Source organism: Nonomuraea sp. NPDC049784 (genome assembly GCF_040659615.1).
In the GTDB taxonomy this organism is placed as follows: Bacteria; Actinomycetota; Actinomycetes; order Streptosporangiales; family Streptosporangiaceae; genus Nonomuraea.
Genome location: NZ_JBFAMX010000079.1, coordinates 21,219 through 29,294, shown reverse-complemented (window position 1 = coordinate 29,294; position 8,076 = coordinate 21,219). Strand labels below are relative to the sequence as shown.

General features: G+C 66.1%; 9 protein-coding genes. 5 read left to right on the top strand and 4 right to left on the bottom strand.

The genetic code is table 11. The annotated features are described in order from the left end of the window. The first annotated feature begins 323 nt into the window (after positions 1-323). Positions 324-1,355, top strand: a complete 1,032-nt coding sequence (locus tag AB0J09_RS19050; protein WP_360692236.1) for a YncE family protein — start codon at positions 324-326, stop codon at positions 1,353-1,355. A 95-nt stretch (positions 1,356-1,450) separates the two neighbouring features. Further along, positions 1,451-2,092, top strand: coding sequence for a polysaccharide deacetylase family protein (locus tag AB0J09_RS19045; RefSeq protein ID WP_360692233.1), 642 nt, complete (start codon positions 1,451-1,453; stop codon positions 2,090-2,092). 129 nt (positions 2,093-2,221) lie between these two features. Here AB0J09_RS19045 and AB0J09_RS19040 read toward each other — a convergent pair whose 3' ends face one another. The 3 genes from AB0J09_RS19040 to AB0J09_RS19030 form a co-directional block, all read right to left on the bottom strand. Continuing rightward, positions 2,222-3,079 (bottom strand): hypothetical protein, encoded by an 858-nt coding sequence (locus AB0J09_RS19040; protein WP_360692230.1) that lies wholly within the window; start codon positions 3,077-3,079, stop codon positions 2,222-2,224. A gap of 270 nt (positions 3,080-3,349) precedes the next feature. Next, positions 3,350-3,619 (bottom strand): hypothetical protein, encoded by a 270-nt coding sequence (locus tag AB0J09_RS19035; RefSeq protein ID WP_360692227.1) that lies wholly within the window; start codon positions 3,617-3,619, stop codon positions 3,350-3,352. A 207-nt stretch (positions 3,620-3,826) separates the two neighbouring features. Then, entirely contained in the window at positions 3,827-4,138 is a 312-nt protein-coding gene (locus tag AB0J09_RS19030; protein ID WP_360692225.1) for a hypothetical protein, read from the bottom strand. A gap of 313 nt (positions 4,139-4,451) precedes the next feature. Here AB0J09_RS19030 and AB0J09_RS19025 point away from each other — a divergent pair, with 313 nt between their 5' ends. Together AB0J09_RS19025 and AB0J09_RS19020 are read left to right on the top strand one after the other, a co-directional pair. Continuing rightward, positions 4,452-6,260 carry an ABC transporter ATP-binding protein/permease gene (locus tag AB0J09_RS19025; protein ID WP_360692222.1) on the top strand — a complete coding sequence of 603 codons (1,809 nt, stop codon included), beginning with the start codon at positions 4,452-4,454 and terminating at the stop codon, positions 6,258-6,260. A gap of 70 nt (positions 6,261-6,330) precedes the next feature. Further along, a complete protein-coding gene (locus tag AB0J09_RS19020; protein ID WP_360692219.1) occupies positions 6,331-6,669 on the top strand; it encodes a helix-turn-helix domain-containing protein in 339 nt (112 codons plus the stop codon). 144 nt (positions 6,670-6,813) lie between these two features. Here AB0J09_RS19020 and AB0J09_RS19015 read toward each other — a convergent pair whose 3' ends face one another. Next, positions 6,814-7,356, bottom strand: a complete 543-nt coding sequence (locus AB0J09_RS19015) for a methyltransferase domain-containing protein (protein WP_360692241.1) — start codon at positions 7,354-7,356, stop codon at positions 6,814-6,816. A 409-nt stretch (positions 7,357-7,765) separates the two neighbouring features. Between AB0J09_RS19015 and AB0J09_RS19010 the strand changes: the two genes are divergently transcribed. Then, a complete protein-coding gene (locus tag AB0J09_RS19010; RefSeq protein ID WP_360692216.1) occupies positions 7,766-8,059 on the top strand; it encodes a hypothetical protein in 294 nt (97 codons plus the stop codon). Positions 8,060-8,076 lie beyond the last annotated feature (17 nt).

The following is an 8,076-nucleotide window of genomic DNA, read 5'->3' as shown; positions in this document are numbered from 1 at the left end:
GATCTCTCTGTCAGACTTTGTCACGGGACCTCTTCGGTCGGCTTGCGAAATGCGGCAAACATCAGCAAACCGGACCGGGGAGGTCTCCCAAGGGGCGGGTGGAGATCAGGGCACTCGGGGCCATCCACGGGGAATTCTCGTGGCCATCAGCCGGGACTCAACTGGCCGCCTACCAGGAGTCTTCCATGGCCGTCGGCAGTAGGTTCCCCTAATCTGAGCCAATGCGGCTGCTTGCGGTAATGGTAATCGTGCTCGTGGGCGTGGCTTCCTGCAGCACGACGTCGGGCCCCTCAGCGGTGCCGACTATCCCCGCGAAGCCTCCCTTGACGGCGCACGCCTCTCTGGCACCCTCCGACACGGCGCTGGACGTCTACGCCCACGACCGTCCCGGCCTGCTGAGCCCGGCGGTGGCGCGCTTTCCCGCGCGGGTGTACGTCCCCAACAGCCAGGACAACACCGTAGACGTGATCGACCCGGCCACCTACAAGATCATCAACACGTATCGGGTAGGCAGGCGCCCCCAGCACGTCGTTCCCTCCTGGGACCTGGAGACCTTGTGGGTCAACAACAACGACGGCAACGAACTGACTCCGATCGACCCGGCCACCGCCGAACCGGGCAAACCGGTTCTCGTCGAAGACCCGTACAACCTGTACTTCAGCCCGGACGGCTCGTACGCGCTGGTGATGGCCGAACGACTCAACCGGCTGGACTTCCGCGACCCGCACACGATGAGACTCGACCACTCCCTGAACCTGCCCTGCAGAGGCGTCAACCACGGCGACTTCACTGCCGATGGCAGCGTCTTCCTGGTCAGCTGCGAATTCTCCGGCAGGCTGCTGGCCATCGACTGGCGAGCCGCGAAAGTCCTCAAGATCATCGATGTGGGAGCGGCGAACATGCCGCAGGACGTGAAGCTCTCCCCTGACGGCACCCTGTTCTATTGCGCGGACATGGCCGCGGGCGGGCTGTGGCTCGTGGACGCCCGCACCTTCGCCCAGGTCGGCTTCCTGCGCACGGGCAAGGGCGCGCACGGCCTGTACGTCAGCCGCGACTCCCGCGTCCTGTACGTGTCCAACCGGGGTGAGGGATCGGTCTCCGTGGTCTCCTTCGCCACCCGCAAGAAGATCGCCAAGTGGCGGCTCCCCGGCGGCGGGTCACCCGACATGGGCGGCGTCTCGGCCGACGGCAGGCAGCTGTGGCTGAGCGGCCGCTACGACCGGGCCGTCTACGTGATCTCCACCTCGACCGGCAATCTCATTCGCAAGATCAAGGTGGGCGCCGGGCCGCACGGCCTGTGCGTCTACCCCCAGCCAGGACGCTACTCCCTAGGCCACACCGGAGTGTTCCGGTGATCGGACGACGCCGCTTCCTGGCCGCCGCCACCGCACTGACCGCTTCTGCCTGTGCACCCCCATCTCCACCATCCCGCAGCGCGGCCTCGGCGGGTGTGGCAACACCGACTGCCTCCCCCTCGGCGGCGACGTCGCGGCGACTGCCGCAGGAGGTCGTACACGGGTCGCGGAGCCGTCCCCTGGTGGCGCTGACCTTCCATGGCGCGGGAGCCCCCCGGCTGGCCGAGCAGGTCCTGACCACGATCGAGCGGGAGGAGGCACACGCGACGGTCCTGGCCGTCGGGTCCTGGCTGACCCCATCGATCGCCGACCGCGTCACCGGCGCCGGACACGACCTCGGCAATCACACCATGCACCACCTCGACATCTCCGCGATGAACGCCCACGACGCCGACCGGGAGATCCGGGAGTGCGCGGCCCGCCTGCACCACCTGACCGGATCCATCGGCTCCTGGTTCCGCCCCTCCGCCAGCGCGCACGCCACCCCGCTGGTCCGCGCGCTCGCGACACGGGTGGGTTATCCCACATGCCTGTCCTATGACGTCGACTCGCTCGACTACACCGACCCCGGGGCGGCGGCGATCACGAGCAACATCCTGCGCGCCGTACGGCCCGGCTCCATTGTGAGCCTGCACCTGGGCCACCCCGGCACCCTGACCGCTCTGCCGCGTGTTCTGGACGGCCTGCGTCGGCGCGGCCTTCGCGCGGTCACCGTCAGCCAGTTGCTGGCGAACTGACCCGAGCGAGCAGTTTCCCCTGGCCAGTGAAGGCCTGTCGGTAAGGCTGGCCCCACCAGCCGCCGTCTGCGGCATTTCCGCAGCTAGAGGCCGCTGTCGACACGGTCCGGTGCCGACTGCGCCGGCCCACTACGCTGGCTGGAGGTTGTTGCGGCGTTCCTGGAGGTGGGCCCAACCCATGAGGCCGAACAGGACGATGAGCAGGACGGCGGAGGAGCCGACGGTTCCGAGGTCGAGGCCGCCTTTGGCGGTCGGCTTGGTGAGGAGGTCACCGGCGGTGGCGCCAAAGGGCCGGGTTAGGACGAAGGCGAGCCAGAACAGCAGCACATTGGGCACGGCGGGGACGTACTTGAGGGCGAGGAGCAGCGCGAGCAGGGCGGTGATGAGTACCACGCCTCCGCCGTAGCCGAGGCCTGAGCTGTCGGAGAGGAAGTCGCCCACGGAGGTGCCGAGCGTGTTGGAGACGAGGATCGCCGACCAGAAGAGGGCTTCGCCGCGGAAGGTGTCGATGTCGCGGATCGCGAAGGTCAGGCCGGTGAACTTCCAGATGATGAAGATGGCGATGAGGATCGAGATGAGGATCGCGGCTCCGACGGGGTAGCCCAGACCGAGGCCCTGTGGCCCCCAGCCGAGCGACGTCGCTCCGTTGGCCAGGTATTCGCTGCTGGCGTCCCGGTTCATGAAGTCCGACATCGTGGTGCCGGCCATGCTGGTGGACAGGATGACCGTCCAGTAGAAGAACGGGTTGTACCGCTTGGATGCGATCTGGATCACCAGAGTGACAAGGAAGATCAGGAACAACCCGACCGTGGTGAGGAAGTAGCCGACCTTCAGTGTCTGGGCGAACAGGTCGCCGGCGGTCTCGCCGAGAGTGGTGGCGGCAACCTTCATGATCCAGAAGGCCAGCGTGACCTCGGGCAGCTTTTTCGTCACGTACTTGCCCCCGCCGGCGATGTCCGCCTCACTGAAGAGATTGCGATTTGGCACTACTTATCTCCTTCATGACGTGCGGGTTTGTGATCTCGCGGACCGCTGGGCGAACAGTCACTCCCGCGGGCCTTCACGCTGCGGCCGATAGCCGGACAGCGCTGTGCGACGTACGTCCCCCAGGTGAGGGGGGTTGTCCGCGCCGATCACGCGACGATGGGACGCTCGGCATCGGGTGAAGGCGCTGGTTGCAAGCCGCTGGTGTGATCGGACGGGGGAGCAGTCTCGGTGCTTGCTCAGCACGGGTTGATCTGGGCGTCTGTCTCTGGCTCAGTCGTCCTTGGGTTCGGACACGTCGCCCTTGCGCTCCTGCTCGTTCTGGTCGCCTGCCTGATCCCTTTTGCCCTGCTGGTCCTTGGCCTCGGGCTCCTGGCTCTGATCGTCCTGACCGTCCTCGGTGGTGCCATCGGGTGTGGCCCCGTTGCCGGAGGTGGGGGTGGGGGCGGGGCTTTGGTCCGGGGGCGAGGCGAACGTGGCACCGCCACCGGCCAAGATAACGGCGATGGTGGCGAGTCCGGCGATGATCACAGACTTGGGCATAGACATATCCCCGTGCATTGACGTCTTGCTGATGCATCTCAGTCTGCGAAAACGACGGACAGCGGCGGGTTCTGTCAGCCATAACGCGAGGTTAATCCTGCATGGAGGGGCCCTCCGTTCTCCCTGCGGGGACGAAGGGGCGGCGCTAACCGAATCTTGATCGGGCTATGACGGTGACCAGAGGATCTGGCCCGCACCTCGGGATGATCACGGCCCCGGTTGTGCGGGTGCGGTAGTGAGCAGAACGCGTTTTGCGGAGCAGTGGGAGCCCGCGATCAGCGAGGCCAAGATGCCCAGGACGTACTGCAGGATCGCCGCCGTCCTGATCGGCAGCGTGCCGAAGTAGGCGTACGCCTTGAGGTCCTCCTCGGACCTGCCCACGCGGGCGAGCGCGTCGGACGGACTGCCGGCCGGCACCATCAGCGGCGAGATCACCTCGTCGTGGTGGCGGCGCACCATCCGGGACAACGTCACGAACGGCTGGACGTCCACGTACAGGGCGACCGCGGCGGCCAGCACCGGGAAGCCGAGCAGGAAGCGTAGAGGTAGGGGCCGGGGTTCTGGTCGGCCAGCACGATCGCGGCGGCCTCAGTGCTGACGATGCCCAGCGCCATGGCCGCCGAGACCAGCGCACGACCGGGCCACTTGTGGAAACTTTTACCTGGCCACGGACAGTCGGGGTTACCAACGCCGCCTGGCCCTGATTCGCTTGTGCTCGCGTGGTGACGAGCTCACCGGCCTGTGGTCGTGAGGCGGTGACTCGTACGGAACGTAAGGGGCAAGCTACCCAACCCATTAATCTGCCCATAGAGGTACATATAGAACTTTTGGGATGTTAATGGACTGGCAACACGAATGGCTCACGTCATTCACCTCGACCGCGGAGGACTCCGGCGTCATCGTCCTCGGCGGTGCCATTGCGATCCTGCTGCTGATGCGCTGCACGCGCTGGGGGCGGCAGTTCCGGCGGTTGGCGCTCCCGTATTTCCGGCCTGGCCGCACCTGGGCCAGTTGGCGGCTGCTCGTGACTCTGCTGCTACTGCTGTGGCTGACGGTGCTCGGGGTGCGTCTCGAGGTGCTCCTGTCGTACGCGACCAACGGCCTGTTCACGTCGTTGCAGGCGATGAACGCGAACACGTTCTGGTTCCATGTCCTCGTGATCGCAGTCCTGGCGACGATCTACGTCTCCAGCAGCCAGGTCGCCTATCTCATCACCCAGCGGCTGATCATCCACTGGCGCACCTGGCTCAATGACCACGCGATCGGCGACTGGCTGGACGGACGCGCCTATCATCTGGGAAGGTTCGTCAAAGCCCCGATCGACAACCCCGATCAGCGCATCGAGCAGGACATCACGCAGTTCACCGAGCAGTCCTACAGTCTCTCGCTCGACGCGATCGCCGCCGCTCTGCGACTGGTGTCGTTCACCGCCGTCCTCTGGTCGCTGTCGGGGGCAATGACGATCTTCGGGTACCAGGTGCCCAGGGCGATGGTCTTCCTCGCCTACGCCTACGTGATCACGGCGTCGGCCGTGGCCTTCAAGGTCGGCCGCCCGCTTATCCGGCTCAACTTTCTGCAGGAGAGGCTGTCCGCCTCGTACCGCTACGCCCTCATGCGACTGATGGACAATTCCGAGAACGTCGCGTTCTACGGCGGTGAGGGGGTGGAACGGACGACGCTGGCCGCCAGGTTCTCCTCCGTCATCGCCAACACGTGGGCGTATGTCAAGCGGTCGCTGAAACTCCAGGTGTTCAACAGTGCGGTGTCCCAGGCCTCGGTGGTTTTTCCCTTCATCATTCAGGCGCCGCGCTTCTTCAACAGAACGATCTCGCTCGGCGACGTCACCCAGACCGCCGACGCCTTCGGCCAGGTGCATGACGCGCTGTCCTTCTTCAGGAACTCCTACGGAGATTTCGCCGCCTACCGGGCGACGTTGGACCGGCTGACGGCGCTGATGGACGCCAACACGGAGTCGCGCGCGCTGTCGGGCCCGGATGTCATCCACCGGGCCGACACGCTGGAGATCGAAGACTTGCGGGTGTGGCGTCCCAACAGCCAACCGCTGATCGAAGGCCTGACCTTGAGCCTGAGTCCGGGGCAGGCGCTACTCGTCAGGGGCCCCTCGGGAAGCGGCAAGACCACGTTGCTCCGTAGCCTGGCGAGCCTGTGGCCGCACGCCCACGGCATTGTCCGCCGCCCTGTGGGGACCCACACGCTGTTCCTGTCGCAGCAGCCGTACCTGCCCCTGGGAAGCCTGCGCACCGCGCTGGCCTACCCCGAACCCGGGCACCGGATCAGTGAAGAGCGGGCATGCGAGGTGTTGCGCTGGGTCCAGCTCGGCCACCTGGAGGACCGCCTCGACGACGAGGCCCACTGGGCGCGCGCTCTGTCGCCGGGCGAGCAGCAACGGGTCGGGTTCGCCAGGATCCTGCTGACCCGGCCCAGCCTGGCCTTCCTCGACGAAGCGACGTCCGCTGTCGACGAAGGGCTCGAGCACGCGCTGTACCGGCTGATCCGCGAGCGCCTACCGCAGTGCATGCTCGTCAGCGTCGGCCATCGCAGCACACTGCACGCCTTCCACACCCACCACCTGCACCTGCTCGGCGCCGGACGCTGGGGCATGGACGCGGCGTTCGGATAGGCCCCCTGCCGGCGATCCGGTCTTGTCAGATATTGACAGGCAAGTATCTACTTGCATAACGCTCTGGCGTGTGGGTGACGTCTTCAAGGCCTTGTCCGATCCGACGCGCCGCACGATCCTCGACGAGCTGACCGACCGGAACGGGCAGACGCTCTTTGAGATCTGCGCGCGCCTGACGACCAAGCACGGGCTTGGCTCGTCGCGGCAGGCGATCTCGCAGCACCTCGACGTTCTGGAGGCCGCGGGTCTAGTCGAGACCAGCCGCGAGGGCCGAGAAACCCCGGGTCGGAAGGGGTGTAGGCCGCGTTCAAAATGTCCGGAAATGCCGCCCGGTGCTATGCCCTATCAGGTACCGACGAGCAACCACAGGGCGGATGGCCTCCCTCGACCACTCTTGCTTTGCCTTTGATTGGCGAACTGGGGATGGTTTGATGGGCGAAGCGACCGTGCAGCGGATCCTCTGGAGTCGGCGGGTCGGCCTGGTGCCCCGAGACGCCCACACCTCGTGTAGGACCTTCCCGCCCGGCGGGGCTGGGCCGCGCGGCAGGGTAAGTCATGAGAGGGATGCGAACCATCGCCCCGCCGCGTTCCAGCGTTCGACGGTGGGGAACCCGGATCGCCCGGCCAGGGGGGCGATATCGTTGATCGAGACGGTTGCCCAGTTGAACCAGTCGCCCGTGCGCCCGGCCTGGCGCAGCCGTACGGTGTGGACCCCGCTCTGTGAACCCGGCAGCGAGAGTTCGGCGATCACCTTTCCTTCCGGCCTGACCAGCTCCCGCAGGCGCCGGAGGAGGGCTGCCGGGTCGCCGCCGATGCCGATGTTGCCGTCGACCAGGAGCGCCTCGGCCCACCTCCCGGTTCCTGGAAGGGGTTCGAAGATGCACCTGCGCAGCGCGAGGCCGCCCGCGCGGCGGGTCAGTTCCACGGCCAGAGGTGTGATGTCGATGCCCAGAGCGGGAATCCCCATCTGGGTAAGCGCCACGGTCAGTCTTCCTGGCCCCGAACCGACATCGAGAGTGGGTCCGCCGCATCGGGCCAGAATGTGCTCGTCGCCCTCGTTGTACCGGAGCCAGCGCCCGGCAGAGAGTGGCCGCATTCGGCCGTCGGCATATTCGATGTCCACGTTTTCGCCGTTGAGAGAATCTTCGTAGAAAGCGCCGATCACGCGGCTCTTCCACAGCGGCTGGTGATGGGAAAAAGGGCTGCCGGAATGTTTCCGCGACTACCGTTGATCATGTCGCAACATTACCCCGGCAGGTCGGCTCCGATTCTTACGAAGCTGTTATGGGCGCGGAGCCGTAACCGTCTTGTAAAAACGCGTCCAGCGCTCCTTAAGCGAAAAGTCAAAATCTAGTGCATGCCTTCCGGGGGTGCAGGATCCATCGGTCCATGCCGCGAGGCCGCCCTGGAACCGTATCTTCGCGGACCCGAACTGGTCATTTCTCGGAATGACGTCATCCTTTCGTAAGGGAAGGATGACGCTGTTGCCGCGTTAGCGTCCGCCTATGGAGATCGACGTAGTGCTGCCCTGCCTGAATGAGGAGGCGGCCCTGCCCTGGGTGCTCGGGCGGATGCCGCCCGGCTTCCGCCCGATCGTGGTCGACAACGGTTCGACCGACGGATCCGCGAGGGTCGCGACGGAGTTCGGCGCGATGGTGGTGACAGAGCCCCGGCCCGGATTCGGCGCCGCCGTACCGGTGCCGACGATGCCGGCAGGAGGGACCGGTACGCGTTGCTGCGGCTGGTCCTTCCCGACTCTTGGGCGTTCCCCGCGGCCCTCGTCATCCTCGGGATCGTGATCTTCCACGTGCTCCGA